Source organism: Methylocystis sp., assembly GCF_051061225.1.
Lineage (GTDB): Bacteria > Pseudomonadota > Alphaproteobacteria > Rhizobiales > Beijerinckiaceae > Methylocystis.
Genome location: NZ_JBPFEB010000021.1, coordinates 97,813 through 116,530 on the forward strand (window position 1 = coordinate 97,813; position 18,718 = coordinate 116,530).

Sequence of the window (18,718 nt, forward strand, 5' to 3'; positions counted from 1 at the left end):
AAGCTGAAGAGGCGCAAGACGTCCACCAAACGTTATATTATAACGTTTCACATATAGCATGGCGTCGGGCCTGCCGGTCAAGCCTGCGCAGCCGGTTTCCGCACAAGACAAGACCGCCCGGGGCGCGTCGCCGCCCGGACAGTCTGTTCTCGGAGGTGGGGGCGTTCCCCGGGCTCAGGGGGAAGCGGAGAATTTTTCCCATCCGGCCGCCCGCAATGTGCAGGCGGGGCACTCGCCGCAGCCGTAACCCCAGTCGAAGCGCTTGCCGCGCTCCCCGAGGTAGCAGGTGTGGCTTTCCTCGACGATGAGCGTCACGAGCGCCGGGCCGCCGAGGTCTCTGGCGAGCCGCCAGGTCGCCGCCTTGTCCAGCCACATCAGCGGCGTGTGGACCTCGAGCGGCGTGGCCATGCCGAGTTGCAGCGCCTGCGTCATGGCGCGGATCGTCTCGTCGCGGCAGTCGGGATAGCCGGAATAATCGGTCTCGCACATGCCGCCGACGAGATCGGGGATGGCGCGGCGATAGCCCAGCGCGGCCGCGAAAGTGAGGAAGATGAGGTTGCGCCCCGGCACGAAGGTGTTGGGCAGGCCGTCATCGCGCAGGATGATTTCCGCCTCGCGGGTCAGCGCCGTGTCGGAAATGGCGCCGAGGGCTTGCAGGGGGAGGGTGTGATCCTCCCCGAGCCGCGCGCCCCATTCGGGCGACATGCCGGCGAGCCCCGCGCGCAGCGCCCGGCGCTGATCGAGCTCGATGCGATGGCGCTGGCCATAGTCGAAGCCGACGGTCTCGACGCGGGCGAAGTGAGTGAGCGCCCAGGCGAGGCAGGTCGTCGAGTCCTGCCCGCCCGAAAACAGCACGAGCGCGGCGGAATCGGGCGAAGGGGGCGCGGCGGGGATGGTCATGGCGACGACCCTATCGCGAATTTCGCGAAAACGTCAGAGGCCTTGCGCAAATCCCTCACGCCGCCGGCCGGCGCGCCGGGTCGTCGTCGGGGGTGTCGAATTTCGGCAGGGCGTTCATAACCCTCTGGGGCGGGAAGACCACGATCGCCTGCGTGCCCTCGCGCACCTTCGATTTCAGCGTGAACTGCCCGCCATGGAGCTCGATCAGCCCCTTGACGATCGGCAGGCCAAGTCCCGAGCCCTCGTCGGCGTTTTTCTGCGCGACGGAGCCGCGCCCGAAGGGCGACATGACCACTGCAATTTCCGCCTCCGGAATGCCGGGGCCCGTGTCCGTGATCGCGATATACTGGCCGCCGGCGTTGGTCCAGCCGACCTTCAGCGTCACCTGCCCGCCCTGCGGCGTGAACTTGATGGCGTTGGTGAGCAGATTGAGAAGGATCTGGCGAATGGCGCGCTCGTCGGCCCAGATGCGCGGCAGGCTCGGTTCGAGCGACTCCACGAGGCGAATGTCGCGCTTCTCGGCGCGGATCTTCAGCAAATGCCGGCAATCCTGCGCAAGGTTCACGAGCGAGACGCTTTCCTCCTTGAGCTCATAGCGCCCCGCCTCGACGCGCGAGAGATCGAGGATCTCGTTGATGAGCATGAGGAGATGCTGGCCGCTCGAATGGATGTCGTTGGAATAGTCGCGATAGGCCGCGACGGCGTGGGGGCCGAACAGCTCGCCCTTCAGCACTTCGGAAAAGCCCAGGATCGCATTGAGCGGCGTGCGCAATTCGTGGCTCATCGTCGCGAGGAAACGCGACTTGGCGAGATTGGCTTCCTCGGCGCGCCGCCGGGCTTCGTCGGAATTGGCCTTGGCCTGTTCGAGTTCGGCGATCAGCTCATTCTTCTCGGCGCGGAAGAACAGGCTCTCCGAGGCAAGCTCGTGGAAGCGCCGGGCCAGCGCGAAGAAGAAGAGCTGCGCGGCCGCGACCATGGCGAGCTGCGTGATCAGCGTCTCGCCGCCGCCGCGGCCGACATAGGCGATGTAGGCGATGGCGGTGAGCGAGCTCGGCGCGATGGCCGCATACACGGCCGCGGGTATGGTCGCCGTCACCATGGTGTTGAAGGCGGAGGAGACGAGCAGCATGACAATGATCAGCGTGCGCGCGTCCGGGTCCCTCGCGCCCGCGAGCATCGCCGCGAATCCCGCCCAGACGACGCCATGCGCCAGCTCCGTGCCCATGAATTTCGTGCGCTAGTCCTTGACGGTCACCCGTGCGTCGGCGAGCGCGTCGAGGCCCCCGGCGGTCCTGTAGCACAGCAGCAGACTTGCGATGGCGAGAGCCGACCAGACGGCGATCTGGTCGTAAGGAACCCAGTAAAGGGCGAGAAGCGACATGGTCCCAATGAGCAGCATCGCCGCCGGCGCCGAGCGGCGGCGCGTTTCCGCATAGCCGCGCAGCAACTGGAGATCGGCGCCCCTGTGGCCCGTGTCGGAAGTGGTGAGGCGCTCGCGCGCCTGACGCACGCGCGCGCCCATCCGGCGCTTCTGCGTCGCGGTTCGCGGATCGAGGCCGCGGCCGCGTTCGATCATCTCGGCGGTGACTTCGCTCATGACTGTCGGCGCATCAGGTTTTGGGGCAAAAGCCGGGGTTGCGCATCATTCCCCGGAAATCTTAACAGCGCCCTGATTATTGCGTTTGATTTGAAGGGCCTGTGCAGGGCGTGATAAAGTGCGACATGCTCCTCTACGACACGCCTCTGGCGCCTAACCCCAGACGGGTTCGCATCTTTCTGGCCGAGAAGGGCGTGGTGATCCCAACCCGCGAGGTCAATCTCATCGCCCTCGAACACAAGCGCGCCGACTTCGCCGCGATCAATCCGCTTCAGGGCGTGCCGGCGCTGGTTCTGGAGGATGGCGCGGTGTTGACGGAATCCGTCGCCATCTGCCGCTATATCGAAAGCCTCCACCCGGAGCCGCCGCTGTTCGGGCGCGACGCGCGCGAGGCGGCCTTCGTCGAGATGTGGCAGCGGCGCATGGAGTTTCAGGTCTTCATGCCGATCGCCCATGCGTTCCGCCACAGCCACCCGCGCATGGCGGTTCTGGAGCAGCCTCAGATTCCCCAGTTCGCGGAATCGCAGCGCGCCCGCGCCGTGGAGGCGTTGAAGTGGCTCGACGGCGAACTCGCCTCACGCCGCCACGTCGCCGGAGAGGCGTTCACCATCGCCGACATCACCGCGTTCGTGGCGCTGGAGCTGGCCCCGCGCGCCCGCGTTCCGGTTGCGCCAGACCTCTCCCATCTCGCGCGCTGGCGGGCCGATGTCGCCGCCCGTCCCTCCGTCCCGGCGGCCGCATGACGGCCAAGAAGCAGCGACTCGAGGAGCTTGCGGCGGACATCCGCGCCTGCCGGGCCTGCGCGGACGGCCCCCGGCCGCTGCCCCATGCCCCGCGCCCGGTGCTGCGGGTGTCGCCGACGGCCCGGCTGCTCATCGCCAGCCAGGCGCCCGGCAATCTGGTCCATCAGACCGGCATTCCCTTCAACGACCCTTCCGGCGACAGGCTTCGCGGCTGGATGGGGATCGACCGCGACACCTTCTACGACGCCTCCCGCATCGCGATTGCGCCGATGGGCTTCTGCTTCCCCGGCAACGACGCGGCGGGGGGCGATCTGCCGCCCCGCCCGGAATGCCGGAAACTCTGGCACGACAGGCTTTTTTCCGCCTTGCCGCAAATCGAGACGGTGCTCGCCATCGGCCGCTACGCACAGGACTATCACTTCGCGCGGCTTGGCCACGAGCTGCCGAAAGGCGCCAGCGTCTCCGACACCGTCGCCCGCTGGCGGGAGTTTCAGGAGGCAAGGCCGCGCGTCTTCCCGCTGCCGCATCCCTCGTGGCGCAATACGGGCTGGCTGAAGAAGAATCCGTGGTTCGAGGCGGAGGTGCTCCCGGCGCTGCGCGCGGAAGTCGCGCGGCTGGTCGCCTGAATCTGGAGCTTAACCTTCCGGCAAACTTAATGTATCAATCTTGGCTGAAGCTTAGCTTTCGAGAGCCCCGATGCCGCTTTCCCGCAAGATTCTGGTCATGGGCCTTCCCGGCGCGGGGAAGACGACGCTTGCGCGCGCCCTGGCGCCCAAGCTCGGGGCGGTCTGGTTCAACGCCGACGCCGTCCGGCAGAATATCAACCGGGATTTGGGCTATGGCGTCGACGACCGGATCGAGCACGCCCGCCGCATGGGCTGGCTGTGCGATCAGGTGCTCGCCGCCGGCCATTCGGCCCTCGCGGATTTCATCTGCCCGACACCCGAGACCCGCGCGGCCTTCGGCGACGCTTTCGTGATCTGGCTCGACCGGATCTCGGAAGGCCGTTTCGCGGACACAAACCGTCTCTTTGTGCCGCCCGAGCGCTGGGACGTCCGCATCGGCGCGGAGGGCGCGCCAGAGGTCTGGGCCGGGCGGATCGCGCGTCATCTGCGCGGGGAGGAGACGCCCGCCATGACCAGACTGCTCCGGGACATCTGCCCCGCCTGATCAGTCCTGATAGCCGGACGTCATGGCCGGCTGTTTGTTCATCTCCACAATTCCGTAGGACAGGAATACGCAGACGACAAAGGAGAAGAAAGCATAAAAGAACCAGACGCGAGCCGCGACAAGCAATCCTGCCTGTGAATACGCGAATCGCAGCTCCCCGGAGAAGACGAAGAGCGGAAACAGCAATCCGAGCAGCAACGAAAGCTCCAAAAGATAGATCATGGGGCTCACCGCTTCGCGTATGTATCGAGTTATGACCTTTACGCGGCGCGAGCGTGACGGCAAAAAATCGCGTTGTCAATCGGGTGAATATTTTCCAAATATTTTCGTGGCATAAAGGATTTGCTGCGAATCGGCGCTCTCGCGGGGCGGCCGAGTCTATCGGTGCGCAGACGCCTTCGCCCGGACGTCGCAACCGCGGTCTCGTCAGATCAAAGGCTGGCAGGCTTTCGGTTTCCCGGCGCGCGCTTATCCGCGCCCGCGATAGGGGGGCACGCCCTGATCCGGCAGCCACAAGCCGTCGGGGGCCGCGCCGGTCTGCCAGAACACGTCGATCGGAATGCCGCCGCGCGGATACCAGTAGCCGCCGATGCGCAGCCATTTCGGCTTCATGGCCGCGACGAGGTCGCGCCCGATGCGCACCGTGCAGTCCTCATGAAAGGCGCCATGGTTGCGGAAGCTTCCGAGATAGAGCTTCAGCGCCTTGGATTCGACCAGCCAGTCGGCGGGAACGTAGTCGATCACGATATGGGCGAAATCCGGCTGGCCGGTCACGGGGCAGAGCGACGTGAATTCCGGCGCGGTGAAGCGCACCAGATAGGTCGCGTCCCTGTGCGGATTGGGCACGAGATCGAGTTCGGCGACGTCGGGCGAGGCGGGCAGCGCGGTCTGCTTGCCGAGAAGCGCCGCGCCCTCATGGATTTTGGTCATGAGGGCTAAAGATAACGCCCGGCTCCGCCCGTCAAGCTCGTCAGGGGTCCCGGTCGTCGGCGCATTCGCCGGTCCGCAGCGTGATCGGGTGCGCGGTCATCCAGCCCGACAGGAAGCGATTGCCGTCGGTCTTCAGCGCCGCCTGCATTTCCGTGCGGATGATTTCCAGCCATTTCTGCCGGCGGTCGGGCGTGTTCATCTCGGCCGGCACGCCGAGGTCGATGGCCTTCACCGCGAATTGATGCGGCATCGTGTGCCAGAAGGCGACCGGGCCGCCGCCGGGCATCGCCTCGACGCCGCCCTCGGGCAGGCGCGCGAGCTTCTCCTGCTCCTCGACCGGGACCGGGTCGGCCTTGCCGTTCTGCGGCGCGGCGACGACCACGCCGTTGCGGTAGAACAAATTGGTCACCGCGCCCTTGCGGGGCGCCGCGAGATTCCCGCCGATCACAAAGGTCGCGTTGGACTTCTCGACCGCGCATTTGAGCATGCGGTCGAAACAGGCGCCGACCCCGGACATATGCGCCGCGCACCCGGTCTCGATCCATTTCGCCATGATCTCGGGCTTGACGTCGAGCACATAGGCGACGCCCTGCGGATAGTCGCAGCGCTGCGTCAGCGCCGCCGGCCAGCCGTCGAAATCTTCCGTGACCGGCGCACAGGCCCCCGCCCGGACCGGCGATTTGTCGAAAACGGCCTTGACCGCCGCGACATGCTCCGCGGTCTGGGCCGCCGCGCCGTTGCATGCCGCGCCCTGGCACGCCGCGACGAGCGCCGCCGCGGCGAGCGCCAGCTCCCTGCTGCTGAAAGCCATGTTTCCTCTCCCGCATTTGTTCTTATGTTCGTCGCGAGAGGACTTTCCGAGAGCGTTCTCTTCGCGTCTGGACTTGATAAAGCTCAAGGTAACGGGCCGCCTTCGCCAGTCAACCGCTTCCCCGGCCGCTCGCCGGCGGGAGCGGGAAATGATAACGCCAAGGCTTTCCCATGTCGCCTAATAAGGCTAAAAGGCGGCGCTGCTCCGCGCCGCGTTCAAAAGAGGCCTCTATATGACCGAGATCATCGACATCCACGCCCGTGAAATTCTCGACTCGCGCGGGAATCCGACCGTCGAGGTCGATGTGACGCTCGAGGACGGCTCCTCCGGCCGCGCGGCGGTTCCCTCCGGCGCTTCGACCGGCGCCCATGAGGCGGTCGAAAAGCGCGACGGCGATCCCAAGCGCTACCTCGGCAAGGGTGTGCTTCAGGCGGTCGACAATGTGAACGACGAGATCGCCGGCGCTCTGCTCGGCCTCGACGCAGAGGATCAGGTCAGCATCGACCAGGCGATGATCAAGCTCGACGGCACGCCGAACAAGGCGCGTCTCGGCGCCAACGCCATTCTGGGCGTCTCGCTCGCCGTCGCCAAGGCCGCCGCTGAGGCTTCCGCCCTGCCGCTCTATCGCTATATCGGCGGCACGCAGGCGCGCGTCCTGCCGACGCCGATGATGAACATCGTCAATGGCGGCGTCCATGCGGACAACCCCATCGACTTCCAGGAATTCATGATCATGCCGACGGGCGCGGACAATGTCCGCGACGCGATCCGCTGGGGCGCCGAAATCTTCCACACGCTGAAGAGCGCGCTGAAGAAGGCGGGTCACTCCACCTCGGTCGGCGACGAGGGCGGCTTCGCGCCGAATCTTCCGTCCGCCGAAGCCGCGCTCGATTTCGTCATGAAGGCGATCGAGACGGCGGGCTTCAAGCCGGGCGTCGACGTGCATCTCGCCGCCGACTGCGCCGCGACGGAGTTCTTCAAGGACGGCAAATATGTCTATGAAGGCGAGGGCGTGACGCGCACGATCGACGAGCAGGTCGCCTATCTCAAGAAGCTGTCGGAGACCTATCCGATCGTCTCCATCGAGGACGGCATGTCCGAGGACGATTGGGAAGGCTGGAAGAAGCTCACCGACGCCATCGGCAAGAAGGTGCAGATCGTCGGCGACGATCTTTTCGTCACCAATGTCACGCGCCTGTCGCAGGGCGTCAAGACCGGCACGGCCAATTCGATCCTTGTGAAGGTGAATCAGATCGGCTCGCTCACCGAGACGATTTCGGCGGTGGATATGGCGCATCGCGCCGGCTACACGACCGTGATGTCGCATCGCTCGGGCGAGACGGAGGATTCGACCATCGCCGATCTGGCCGTCGCGCTGAACTGCGGTCAGATCAAGACCGGCTCGCTCGCCCGCTCCGACCGCACCGCCAAATACAACCAGCTCATCCGCATCGAGGAAGAGCTGGGCGACGCCGCCGTCTACGCCGGCAAGAGCGCGCTGAAGGCGCTGGCGTAACAAGCCGCGATCTTTTTGCTCCAATCCCTCCCCTTTACGGGGAGGGTGGCGAGCGCAGCGAGCCGGGTGGGGTCCGGCCTCGTTTTCGCTCAAGCGGCTACCCCACCCGACCCGGCTTCGCCGGGCCACCCTCCCCGTAAAGGGGAGGAATTTTTGTGACCAAGCCCGCGGCCTTGAAGTTATGACAATGGAAAAAACCTTCGATCCCCGCTCCATCGAGAGCCGCATCCGCCAGACATGGGAGGACGCCCACGCGTTTCGCGCCGGGCGCCCCGAGCGCGCGAAAGCCGCGCCCTATTCCATTGTCATCCCGCCGCCGAACGTCACCGGCAGCCTGCACATGGGCCATGCGCTCAACAATACGTTGCAGGACATTCTCGTGCGCTATCACCGCATGAAGGGCGAGGACGTGCTCTGGCAGCCGGGTACGGATCACGCCGGCATCGCCACGCAGATGGTGGTCGAGCGCCAGCTCATGGAGCGTCAGGAGCCCGGCCGCCGCGACATGGGCCGCGAGAGGTTTCTCGAACGCGTCTGGGCGTGGAAGGCCGAATCCGGCGGCAAGATCGTCGAGCAGCTCAAGCGCCTCGGCGCGTCCTGCGACTGGTCGCGCGAGCGTTTCACCCTTGATGAGGGTCTGTCGCGCGCCGTCGTGAAAGTCTTCGTGCAGCTTTATCGCGATGGTCTGCTCTACAAGGACAAGCGCCTCGTCAACTGGGACCCCGTGCTGCATACGGCGATCTCCGATCTCGAAGTGCTCCAGCAGGAGGTGAAGGGCCATCTGTGGCGCTTCAAATATCCGGTCGTCGACGACGCCGGGAAGGAGACGGGCGAGTTCATCGTCGTCGCCACGACGCGCCCCGAGACCATGCTCGGCGACACGGCGGTGGCCGTGCATCCCGAAGATGAACGCTACAATGCGCTTGTCGGCAAGCGCCTGCGCCTGCCGCTCGTCGGGCGCTTCATTCCGGTTGTCGCCGATGAGTATTCCGATCCCGAGAAGGGCACGGGCGCGGTGAAGATCACCCCCGCGCATGACTTCAACGATTTCGAGGTCGGCAAGCGGCATGGCCTGCGGCTCGTGAACGTGCTCGACTCGCAGGCGCGCATGACGCTCGGCGCCAACGCCGAATTCCACGAGGGCGTGGAGCCTTCGGAAGAGCTGGCGGCCACGGTCGCCGCGCTCGACGGGCTGGATCGTTTCGCCGCGCGCAAGCGCGTTGTCGAAATGATGGAGGCGCGCGAGCTTCTCGACGGCATCGACGACCACAAGCACATGGTCCCGCATGGCGACCGTTCGCAGGCGGTGCTGGAGCCGCGCCTCACCGACCAGTGGTATGTCGACGCGAAGACGCTCGCCCAGCCGGCGCTCGCCGCCGTGCGGGAGGGCGCCACGACATTCGTGCCGAAGAACTGGGAAAAGACCTATTTCGAATGGCTCGAAAACATCCAGCCCTGGTGCGTGTCGCGCCAGCTCTGGTGGGGCCATCGCATTCCGGCGTGGTACGACGCCGACGGCAATGTCTATGTCGAGGAGAGCGAGGAGGCGGCGCACGCCGCCGCGCGTTATCGCACCGGCGCCGATGTGGCGCTGACTCGCGACGAGGACGTGCTCGACACCTGGTTTTCCTCCGCGCTCTGGCCCTTCTCGACGCTCGGCTGGCCGGACGAGACGCCGGAGCTCGCGCGCTTCTATCCCACAAATGTGCTGGTCACGGGCTTCGACATCATCTTCTTCTGGGTCGCCCGCATGATGATGATGGGGCTGCACTTCAGGAAGGAGATTCCCTTCCGCGACGTCTACATCCACGCCCTCGTCCGCGACGAGAAGGGCGCCAAGATGTCGAAGTCGAAGGGCAATGTTATCGACCCGCTGCATCTCATCGACGACTATGGCGCGGACGCCTTGCGCTTCACGCTCGCGGCGATGGCGGCGCAGGGGCGCGACATCAAGCTCTCGACCCAGCGCGTCGAAGGCTATCGCAATTTCGCGACGAAGCTCTGGAACGCCTCGCGCTTCGCCGAGATGAACGGCTGCGCGCGCGTCTCCGGCTATAATCCGCGCGCCAATCAGGTCACGCTCAACCGCTGGATCGTCGGCGAGGCGGCGCGCACCGTGCACGACGTGAGCGCGGCGATCGACGCCTATCGCTTCAACGACGCGGCCGCCGCCGCCTACCGCTTCGTCTGGAACGTGTTCTGCGACTGGTATGTGGAGCTGACCAAGCCGCTGCTCATGGGCGCGGACGGTCCCGAGAAGGACGAGACGCGCGCGACGACCGCCTTCGTGCTCGACCAGATCTATGCGCTGCTGCATCCCTTCATGCCCTTCATCACGGAAGAGCTGTGGGCGATCAAGGGCGCCGAAGGCCCGGCGCGCGAGAGCCTCCTCGCGCTCGCCGAATGGCCGGAGCTGCACGGTCTCGAAGATTCCGAGGCCGAGAGCGAAATCGGCTGGGTGGTCGATCTGGTCTCGGAAATCCGCTCGCTGCGCGCCGAAATGAATCTGACGAGCGAGACGGAGCTGCTGCTGATCGGCGCCGATGTGGGCGTGACGTCGCGCGCCGCGCGCTGGGACGAGACGCTGCGCAAGCTCGCGCGCCTGTCGCGCATCGGCTTCGCGGAAACCGCGCCGAAGTCGTCCGCGCAGATCATCGTGCGTGGAAGCGTGGTCGCCATTCCGCTCGAGGGCGTGATCGACCTGTCGGCGGAAAAGGCCCGCCTCGCCAAGGAGATCGGCAAGCTCGAAGGCGAGGTGAAGAAGGTCGAGGCGAAGCTCGGCAACCCCGGCTTCATGGCCAAGGCCGACGACGACGTGATCGAGGAACACAAGGAGCGCCGCGACGAGGCGCTGGCGCGCATCGAGAAGCTGACGGCGGCGCTGGGGCGGCTGGGGTAGAGCCCCCGCGCCCGATCAGCATTCTCGATGAAGGCCACGATCCGCCCCCTCTCCCGCGAAGCGGGGGAGGGTCGGGGAGGGGGCCATGCCGCTCTCTACTCCAGACGCACGGGCGCCTCGAAGGCGCCCTTGTCGGTGACGACCGTCAACGTCGCGTCGGCGGACTTCGGCTGCTCGCCGGTCGAGAACAGCGTCAGCGCGAAATCGGCGCCCTCGCGCTTGCTCTCGATGAAGAGCGGCTCGGCAACCTCCGCAAAGACGTCCTGCGCCGCGCCGGCCTTCAGGCGCCAGGCGCCGTCCCCGGTTTTCGTCAGCTTGAAACGCTTCTTCGCCTCGGCCGCGCCGAGCCGGACCGGCACGCGCTTTTCAGCGGCGGCGATGGCGACGGCGAAGGGGGAGGCGCCCGACTGCGGCAGGGCGAGCGAGAGGTCCGCTTTCGCCGGCAGGCAGATTTTGCCGCAGGCGGCGTAATCGAGATGCATTTCCAGCGTCACAGGCGCGCCCGGGTCCTTCGGCGTGACTTTCAGCGGGAAGATGACCGTCTCGTCATAGCCCGCCACGACCGTGCCGGCCTCGTCGATGCGCTTGGGGGCCGGGTACTGAGTCTCGACCTTCGCGACATTGACGGATTTGGAGAAATCGAAGACGGGCGGCGAGCCGGCCTCGCCGGGCTGACGCCAATAGGTGACCGTCTTCGGCGTCAGGCTGATCTCGACCCCCGCGCGATAGGCGCCCTCCGCGAGCGGCCCGGCGGAAAGCAGCCGGACCTGCGAGACGCTGCCGCTGGCGGGCGCGGTCGCGAATTCGGCGGAGGCGGCGCGTGACGGCGAGAGCGCGCAAGCGGCGATGAGCGCGGCAAGCGCGACCGCGGGGGCGCGTTGGGGGAATTTCAATATCGACATGGACGTTGCGGTTTTCTGCGAGGGGACGAACCGGATGTTTTCGCACGCCTCTTGTGAAGGGGGCGTAGCGGGCGTAGCATGACCCTATGAGCGCGGTGCACAGGAAGCAAGAAGCGGCGAGGCCGGGGCGCTTTGCGGGAGGCGGCGAACGACGCTTTCTCGACGGGCAGCTTTTGGTCGCCATGCCGAGCATGATGGACGAGCGCTTCGCCCGCTCCGTCATCTATCTCTGCGCGCATTCGGAAGAAGGCGCGATGGGCATCGTCGTCAATCAGCCGGCGCGGGTGAAGAACTTCCCCGATCTTCTGGTGCAGTTGCAGGTGATCGCGCCGCAGGAGCGCATCAGCCTGCCGCGCGGCGCCGAGGAGATTCAGGTCCTCTCCGGCGGTCCGGTGCAGACCGACCGCGGCTTCGTGCTGCATTCGCCGGACTTCTTTCTCGACAACTCCACTCTGCCGATCGACGACGGCGTGTCGCTGACCGCGACCGTCGACATTCTGCGCGCCATCGCCGCCGGGGAAGGCCCCAACCGCGCCGTGCTGGCGCTCGGTTACGCTGGCTGGGACGCCGGCCAGCTCGAGGATGAAATCCAGCGCAACGGCTGGCTGCATTGCCCCGCCGATCCGTCCCTGCTCTTCGACCGCGACCTTGCGGGCAAATACACGCGCGCGCTGCGCTCCATGGGCATTGATCTGGAGCGCCTGTCCTCGACCGCCGGGCACGCCTGACCCCTGACGCCCTGGCGCGGGCGGCTCAGTGCGCCTCATCCCAATTCTGCGCCGCGCGTGCGTCGACCTTCAGCGGCACGGACAGCGCGATGGCCGGCAGCGGCGCCTGCTCCATGATCCGGCGCGCGACGGCGATCGTCGCGTCGGCCTGCTCCGCCGGCGCCTCGAACACCAGTTCGTCATGCACCTGCAACAGCATTTGCGCGGAGAGCCCGGCCTGAAACAAAGCGGCGTCCATGCGCCCCATGGCGCGGCGGATGATGTCGGCGGCCGCGCCCTGGATGGGCGCGTTGATCGCGGCGCGCTCATAAAAGGCGCGGTCCGACGCATTGGCGGACGCCATGCGCGGGAAATGCAGCGAGCGGCCGAAGATGGTGGTTACGCAATTTTTCTCGCGCACCAGCTTCTTCGTCGCGTCCATATAGTCGCGAATGCCGGGGAAGCGCTCGAAATAGCGCTTGATATAGGCGCCGGCTTCCTCGCGCGGAATGGACAGCTGATTGGCGAGGCCGAAGGCTGATATGCCATAGATGATGCCGAAATTGATCGCCTTGGCGCGGCGGCGGACCTCCGGCGGCATTTCCTTCACCGGCACGCCGAACATCTCGGAGGCGGTCATGGCGTGAATGTCGATATCGTCGGCGAAGGCCTTCTTGAGCTGCGGAATGTCGGCGATATGCGCCAGCAGGCGCAGTTCGATCTGCGAGTAATCGGCGCTGATCAGCACATGCCCGGGCGTGGCGACGAAGGCCTTGCGAATCTTGCGCCCCGCCTCGTTGCGCACGGGGATGTTCTGCAGATTGGGTTCGGAGGACGACAGCCGTCCCGTCGTCGTCGCGGCCAGCGAATAGCAGGTGTGGACGCGCCCGGTCTCCTTGTTCACGAAACCGGGCAGGGCGTCGGCATAGGTGCTCTTGAGCTTGGAAAGCTGGCGCCAGTCGAGAATGCGGCGGGCGAACGCATTGCCCTCGGCGGCGAGATCCTCGAGGACGCTCGCCGAGGTCGACCAGGCGCCCGTCGCGGTCTTCTTCGCGCCCGGCAGGCCCATCTTGCCGAAGAGAATGTCGCCCAGCTGCTTGGGCGAGCCGAGATTGAAGCTCTCGCCCGCGAGCTCGAAAATATCCGCCTCCAGCCGCGCCATGTCCTGCGCGAATTCGCCGGAGAGGCGCGACAGCATCTGGCGGTCGATGGTGATCCCGCGCCGCTCCATGCGCGCGAGCGTCTCCACCATCGGCCGTTCGAGCGTTTCGTAGACGCTTGTCTTCTGCTCCGCCGCAAGTCGCGGCTTCAGCACGCGCCACAGACGCAGGGACACATCCGCGTCCTCGGCCGCATATTCCGTCGCCCGGTCGAGCGGCACGCGCGCAAAGCCGATGAAAGTGCGGCCCGAGCCGGCGACCTGCGCGAAGGTGATGTTTTCGTGGCCGAGATGTTTTTTCGCCAGCTCGTCGAGGCCGTGATTGTTGCGCCCCGTATCGAGCGCGTAGGACATCAGCATCGTGTCTTCGATCGGCGCGACGGCGACGCCGTAGCGCGCGAGCACGAGCAAATCATATTTCATGTTCTGCGCGACCTTGAGGACCGCGTCGTTTTCGAAGAGCGGCTTCAGCCTTTCGAGCACCGTCGCGAGCGGCAACTGCCCGGCGAGGAGATCGGCGCCGCCGAAGAGATCGCCGTTTCCGCCCTCGCGATGCTGGAGGGGGATATAGCAGGCGCGGCCCGGCTCCAGCGCCAGCGACACGCCGACAAGGTCGCAGCTCATCGGGTCGAGCGAGGTCGTCTCGGTGTCGAGCGCGACCACGCCCGCCGCGAAGGCGTCCGCGATCCATTGGTCGAGACGCTCCGCGCTGGTGACCGTCTCATAGGCCGCGCGGTCGATCGTCGAGGACAGCGCCAGCGCCTTGCGGGCGGCGGCGAGCGTCGAGGGCGCGAAGCCCTCCGCAGCCGCAGTCGGGGCGGTGGGCGCCGGGGCCGTTGGCGCCGGGGCGGGACGCGCCTCCGACGCCTCGCCATTGCGCCCGCGCCAGCCGGCGGCGCCGACGAAGTCGGGGTCCGGCTCCACCTCGCTGGCGTCGACGCCATAGAGTTCGCCGACGCGGCGGGTGATCGTCGTGAATTCCATCGCGTGCAGGAAGGCGACGAGCTTCTTCGCGTCGGGGTCGTGCAGGCCAAGATCGTCGAGGCTTGTTTCGACCGGCGCGTCGCGCACCAGCTCCACCAGCCTTTTGGACAGGCGGATGAGCTTCACCGACTCGGGGTCGGTCAGCGTCTCACGGCGCTTGGGCTGCTTGATCGCGTGAGCCTTTTCCAGCAGCGTGTCGAGGTCGCCATATTCGTTGATGAGCTGGGCGGCGGTCTTCACGCCAATGCCCCTGGCGCCCGGCACATTGTCCGTGGAATCGCCCGCGAGCGCCTGCACGTCCACGACCTTGCCGGGCGGGACGCCGAAATAATCCACGACCTCGGCCTCGGTGATCAGCCGCTCCTCGCGCGCGCCCTTCGCGCCGGCGGTTCCCGAGGCGGGGTCGTACATGGTCACGCCGGGGCCGACGAGCTGCATCAGATCCTTGTCGGCCGACACGATGAGCACATCCGCGCCCTTGCGGCGCGCCTGCTCGGCGTAGGTCGCGATGAGGTCGTCCGCCTCATAGACATCCTGCTCGATCGGCGTGAGGCCGAAGGCGCGCACGGCGGCGCGCATGAGCGGAAATTGCGGCACGAGGTCTTCCGGCGGCTCGGTGCGATGCGCCTTGTAGTCGGGATAGATGTCCTTGCGGAAGGAATTCTCGCTCTTGTCGAAAATGATGGCGAGATGCGTGGGCTTCACCCCCGCCGCGCCTTCGCGGACAAATTGCAGGATCTTGGTGCAAAACAGCCGAACCGCCCCCGTCGGGAGGCGGTCGGAGCGATAGTTGTATTTCGCGTCCTGCCGGATGGACTGGAAATAGGCGCGAAAGACAAAGGACGAGCCGTCGACGAGAAAGACGTGGCTTCCGGGGCCGACCTGTTTGTGCGTGAGGGTCATGGCCGCATTGTAGCGGGAAAGCCCCCGCCCTGTCGCTCCCCGTGATGGGAAGAAACGGCCGTCGGGGGCGGGCGCCGGCTCCGCGCCGCGCGCCCCTTACTCCGAGGCTTCGGCGTCGGCGGGCGCCCCATCGCTCACGGGCGCGGTCTCCTGCTTGGGCGTGCGCTTGAACGTCGATTTGCGGCCGCGGATGGTTTGCAGGATTTTCGCGCCATTGGCGAAAGCCAGATAGATGAACAGCGGCGGAACCGACCCCACGGTTTTGGCGTAATCGACGACCGTGCCGCGCTTCAGCGCCAGATAGGGCGCCAGCGTGATGCCCAGCGCCACCAGCAGCGTCATGAACAGCACGAGCTCCATCAGCCCGTAATAGGGCGCCAGCGACCCATGCAGCAGCGCGCCGACAAGGAAGGCGATGAGGCCGATCGCCGCCGCCGGGAAGAAAATCTGATGAGCGATGAGCGAAATCGCCATCACGCGTTTCACCAGCGGCCAATCCGACTCCCAGATCGGCAGAATGGTCTTCTGCGCCACCTGCACGAAGCCGTTGGACCAGCGTCGCTGCTGGCGGCGGAAGTCGCGGATGCCGTCCGGCACCTGGCCGGGGATCGGCGGCTCGGAGACGAAGAGCCCGTGCCAGCCTTGCAATTCCGCGCGGACCGTCAGGTCCAGGTCTTCGCAAAGAGAATAATCCGACCAGCCGCCAGCGTCCTCGACAGTGGCGCGGCGCCAGATTCCGCCGGTGCCGTTAAACTGGAACAGCCATCCGGCGAGCGCCCGCGAGCGCTGCTCGACCATGTAATGGCCGTCCTGGATCAGGCCCTGGGCGCGTGTCAGCCAATTCGTCTCGTAATTCTGGAACTCGCAGCGCGACTGCACGAAGCCGGCCCGGGCGTCGCTGAGGAACAGCGGCACGGTGCGCCTCAGCCAATCCGCCGGCGGACGGAAATCCGCGTCCAGCATGGCGATGAACGGCTCGTTCGTCAGCGTGAGGCCATGGGCGCAGGCGCCGGCCTTGAAGCCGGACCGATCCGTGCGGCGCACATGGTCGATGATCGTTCCATTGGCGCGCAGCTCCTCCGCGACCGCCGCGGCGCGGGGCGTCGTCTCGTCGGTCGAGTCGTCGAGAAGCTGGATGCGCAGCCTGTCCTTCGGCCAGTCGAGCTGGGCCACGCAGCGCAGCGACTGCTCGGTGACCAGCGGCTCGTTGAAGACCGGGATCTGAAGCAGGACATGCGGGAGGTCGGCGTCGGGGATGGCGGGGGCCTCGGGATCGCGCGCGCCGCGCGCCCAGTCATAGAGGAAGCGCCCGATGACCACGAGATAGCCCGCGCCGATCGCCACGAGGATCAGCACGCACACATAGGCGACAGCGTCGACCAGGAACTGGAGAAGTCCGAGCAGCAAAAAGGTTATCCTTCTTCTTGCGCGGGAGGCGCCGGCTGCGCCGCGACGCGCGCATGGACTTTGTCCTTCGCCCAGACCACCCTGTCGGTCATCCAGGCGTTCACCCAGACCGCGAGCATCATCGCCTCGCGGACAACGAAAACCGTGGGCGCCGCGTAGGATAACTGCCATCCTTTGGTCATGGAAAGCAACGTCTCCAGCGCGAACCAGGCCAGAAACGTGGCCGCAAATCCACAGAACGGAGTCCAGCCGATGAGCGGCGCCGCCAGCGCTCCAGCAATAACTGCCGGAAAAGCCTGGCAAATCGGCTCAAGCAGAAAGGACAGGAGTTCGTCGTTGCGCCGGATGACGCTCCAGCGCAATTGTCGTTGATAAACGTCCTTGAACGCACGCGAACCGAGTTCCTGACGCACCGGCCTGTGCGAAAAAACCGGGCGCCGGCCGATTCGCCGCATCGCCTTTGCGAGGGCGTTGTCCTCGCCCACCGTGTGCGAAATGGCGTCGAAGCCGCCCGCCCGCAGGAAGTCGGAGCGGCGGAAGAGCATGATTTTCCCCACGCCATGCCCCTGTCCCAGACAGGAGGCGAGAAACAGCATGCGCGCATGCGGACCGTTGATGACCGCCGCCTCGACATGGGCCGCGAAATTGTCGAGCCGCGCGCAATAGGGAATGGCGCAGACGAGGCCCACCTCGTCGGTGAGCTGGCGTAGATGTTCGGCGAGCGCGTCGGGTTCGAGCAGAACATTGGCGTCCTTCATCAGGATCACGTCATGTCTCGCCTGCATGAAGGGCGCATAGAGATTGTCGACCTTGGGGCTCGCGGCGAAGCGGGCGGTCGACAGCAGGATTCGCGACGGCCGCTCGGGGTGGCGGGCGAAAAGCTCGCGCATTTTCGCCACCGCCGGCGACTCCGGCTCCGTCGCAGAGACGGTCACGTCGAATTCCGGATAGTCCTGCGCGAAGGCCGAGACCTGCGTGCGCTCGAATCCCTCTTCGAGGAGCTTCACCGGCAGGATGATCGAGACCGGCGGCCGATCCCGCCGCGTCCCCCGCCGCGCCGTGATCCTCGGCTGGAGAATCGTCCCGCCGATCGACAGCAGGAGAAGCGCCATGGCGACGGACCAGTAAACGGCGGCGGCCCAGCTCAGGATCTCATCGACGTTCACGAAGCCTCGCGTTCGCTTGTTTCCGGCACTTCGACGTGGAAGCGCCGCATGACGCCGTCGACGAGGCCGGACGGCAGGAGCGTGAAGAAGCGCATGGCGTAATACATGTATTGTGGAAAGGCGATGACAGGCCGCCGGCGCTCCAGCCCCCGCTTGATGATCCGCGCCGCCTGCTGATCCGACATGGCGCCGGGCTGCCAGGATTTGGTGCGCGCCGCCATGGGGGTTTCCACAAATCCCGGCACGATGAGGCTCACCCTGACCCCATGCGCGGCGAGCCGCCCGCGCAGGCAATCGGCCCACATGTGCACGCTCGCCTTGGCGGCGCAGTAAGCGGGCGAATAGGGCAGGCTGCGCACGCCGGCCATGGAGCCGACGATAGCGATGTGGCCGGCGCCGCGCGCGCACATGGCGGTGATGGCCGGCTCGACCGTGTTGAAGACGCCGTTCACATTGATGGCCATCATGGCGCGCACGGCTTCCGGGGTTTCGAGAACCTGGCCCGGCGAGAGGCCGGTCGCGACTCCGGCGTTGGCGACCAGAATGTCGATCGGCCGCGTCTCGTTGGCGGATTCGACCAGCCGCGCCATCGCGTCGCGGTCGCGGACGTCGGCGACAGCCGTCGCGACATCCGCCGCGCCGGCGGCGCGGCAGGCGTCGGCGCTCGCGTCCAGACGGGTTTGGTCACGGCCGAGCAGAAAGAGGCTTGCGCCATCGGCCGCATAGGCCAGCGCCACGGCCCTGCCGATGCCCGATGACGCGCCGGTGATGAAGAGGCGTGCGGTCATGACGAACGGCCCCGCGTCGATACGGCCTCGCCCCTCACCCGGCCTCTCCCCGCAAGCGGGGAGAGGAGAGACGTCGCCGGCAAGACGGGTCGTGAGCCAAACTCCCTCTTCCCGCAAGGCGGGGAGAGGGTTGGGG

General features: G+C 66.5%; 15 protein-coding genes and 1 pseudogene. 6 read left to right on the top strand and 10 right to left on the bottom strand.

Annotation, left to right across the window (positions count from 1 at the left end):
• Positions 1 to 174: 174 nt before the first annotated feature.
• A complete protein-coding gene (gene queC, locus ACR652_RS04390) occupies positions 175 to 900 on the bottom strand; it encodes a 7-cyano-7-deazaguanine synthase QueC (protein WP_434505302.1) in 726 nt (241 codons plus the stop codon).
• Positions 901 to 955: 55 nt separating this feature from the next.
• Positions 956 to 2,497: pseudogene (locus ACR652_RS04395) on the bottom strand (sensor histidine kinase).
• 125 nt (positions 2,498 to 2,622) lie between these two features.
• Between ACR652_RS04395 and ACR652_RS04400 the strand changes: the two are divergent.
• The 3 genes from ACR652_RS04400 (at position 2,623) to ACR652_RS04410 (ending at position 4,410) form a co-directional block, all read left to right on the top strand.
• Positions 2,623 to 3,240, top strand: a complete 618-nt coding sequence (locus tag ACR652_RS04400) for a glutathione S-transferase family protein (protein WP_434505303.1) — start codon at positions 2,623 to 2,625, stop codon at positions 3,238 to 3,240.
• Positions 3,237 to 3,866: a uracil-DNA glycosylase family protein gene (locus ACR652_RS04405; RefSeq protein ID WP_434505304.1), complete on the top strand. Its 630-nt coding sequence runs from the start codon at positions 3,237 to 3,239 to the stop codon at positions 3,864 to 3,866. Before ACR652_RS04400 ends, ACR652_RS04405 begins: the two co-directional genes overlap by 4 nt.
• A gap of 70 nt (positions 3,867 to 3,936) precedes the next feature.
• A complete protein-coding gene (locus ACR652_RS04410) occupies positions 3,937 to 4,410 on the top strand; it encodes an adenylyl-sulfate kinase (protein ID WP_434505305.1) in 474 nt (157 codons plus the stop codon).
• Here the strand turns inward: ACR652_RS04410 and ACR652_RS04415 are convergent, their stop codons facing one another.
• The 3 genes from ACR652_RS04415 to ACR652_RS04425 all read right to left on the bottom strand — a co-directional run bounded on the left by ACR652_RS04415 (position 4,411) and on the right by ACR652_RS04425 (position 6,151).
• The gene (locus tag ACR652_RS04415) at positions 4,411 to 4,632 is read right to left on the bottom strand and encodes a hypothetical protein (protein WP_434505306.1); all 222 of its coding nucleotides are present in this window, start codon (positions 4,630 to 4,632) and stop codon (positions 4,411 to 4,413) included.
• A 246-nt stretch (positions 4,633 to 4,878) separates the two neighbouring features.
• Positions 4,879 to 5,340 carry a preQ(1) synthase gene (queF, locus tag ACR652_RS04420; protein WP_434505307.1) on the bottom strand — a complete coding sequence of 154 codons (462 nt, stop codon included), beginning with the start codon at positions 5,338 to 5,340 and terminating at the stop codon, positions 4,879 to 4,881.
• Between the two features lie 40 nt (positions 5,341 to 5,380).
• Positions 5,381 to 6,151 (bottom strand): hypothetical protein, encoded by a 771-nt coding sequence (locus ACR652_RS04425; RefSeq protein ID WP_434505308.1) that lies wholly within the window; start codon positions 6,149 to 6,151, stop codon positions 5,381 to 5,383.
• 232 nt (positions 6,152 to 6,383) lie between these two features.
• Here ACR652_RS04425 and eno point away from each other — a divergent pair, with 232 nt between their 5' ends.
• Complete coding sequence (eno, locus tag ACR652_RS04430; RefSeq protein ID WP_434505309.1) at positions 6,384 to 7,667, top strand: phosphopyruvate hydratase; 1,284 nt, start codon at positions 6,384 to 6,386, stop codon at positions 7,665 to 7,667.
• Positions 7,668 to 7,854: 187 nt separating this feature from the next.
• Positions 7,855 to 10,566 (top strand): valine--tRNA ligase, encoded by a 2,712-nt coding sequence (locus ACR652_RS04435; RefSeq protein WP_434505310.1) that lies wholly within the window; start codon positions 7,855 to 7,857, stop codon positions 10,564 to 10,566.
• Between the two features lie 95 nt (positions 10,567 to 10,661).
• On the opposite strand, the gene ACR652_RS04440 is transcribed toward ACR652_RS04435, so the two are convergent.
• Positions 10,662 to 11,468, bottom strand: a complete 807-nt coding sequence (locus ACR652_RS04440) for a protein-disulfide reductase DsbD domain-containing protein (RefSeq protein ID WP_434505311.1) — start codon at positions 11,466 to 11,468, stop codon at positions 10,662 to 10,664.
• A gap of 86 nt (positions 11,469 to 11,554) precedes the next feature.
• Here ACR652_RS04440 and ACR652_RS04445 point away from each other — a divergent pair, with 86 nt between their 5' ends.
• Positions 11,555 to 12,196, top strand: a complete 642-nt coding sequence (locus ACR652_RS04445; RefSeq protein WP_434505312.1) for a YqgE/AlgH family protein — start codon at positions 11,555 to 11,557, stop codon at positions 12,194 to 12,196.
• A gap of 25 nt (positions 12,197 to 12,221) precedes the next feature.
• Here ACR652_RS04445 and polA read toward each other — a convergent pair whose 3' ends face one another.
• The 4 genes from polA to ACR652_RS04465 form a co-directional block, all read right to left on the bottom strand.
• On the bottom strand, positions 12,222 to 15,221 hold the full coding sequence (gene polA / locus ACR652_RS04450) for a DNA polymerase I (RefSeq protein ID WP_434505313.1): 3,000 nt from the start codon (positions 15,219 to 15,221) through the stop codon (positions 12,222 to 12,224).
• A 96-nt stretch (positions 15,222 to 15,317) separates the two neighbouring features.
• Entirely contained in the window at positions 15,318 to 16,628 is a 1,311-nt protein-coding gene (locus ACR652_RS04455; protein WP_434505314.1) for a glycosyltransferase family 2 protein, read from the bottom strand.
• Between the two features lie 5 nt (positions 16,629 to 16,633).
• On the bottom strand, positions 16,634 to 17,794 hold the full coding sequence (locus tag ACR652_RS04460) for a glycosyltransferase (RefSeq protein WP_434505315.1): 1,161 nt from the start codon (positions 17,792 to 17,794) through the stop codon (positions 16,634 to 16,636).
• Positions 17,791 to 18,582, bottom strand: a complete 792-nt coding sequence (locus ACR652_RS04465) for an SDR family NAD(P)-dependent oxidoreductase (protein ID WP_434505316.1) — start codon at positions 18,580 to 18,582, stop codon at positions 17,791 to 17,793. The genes ACR652_RS04460 and ACR652_RS04465 overlap by 4 nt, the downstream gene beginning before the upstream one ends.
• Between the last annotated feature and the right edge of the window lie 136 nt (positions 18,583 to 18,718).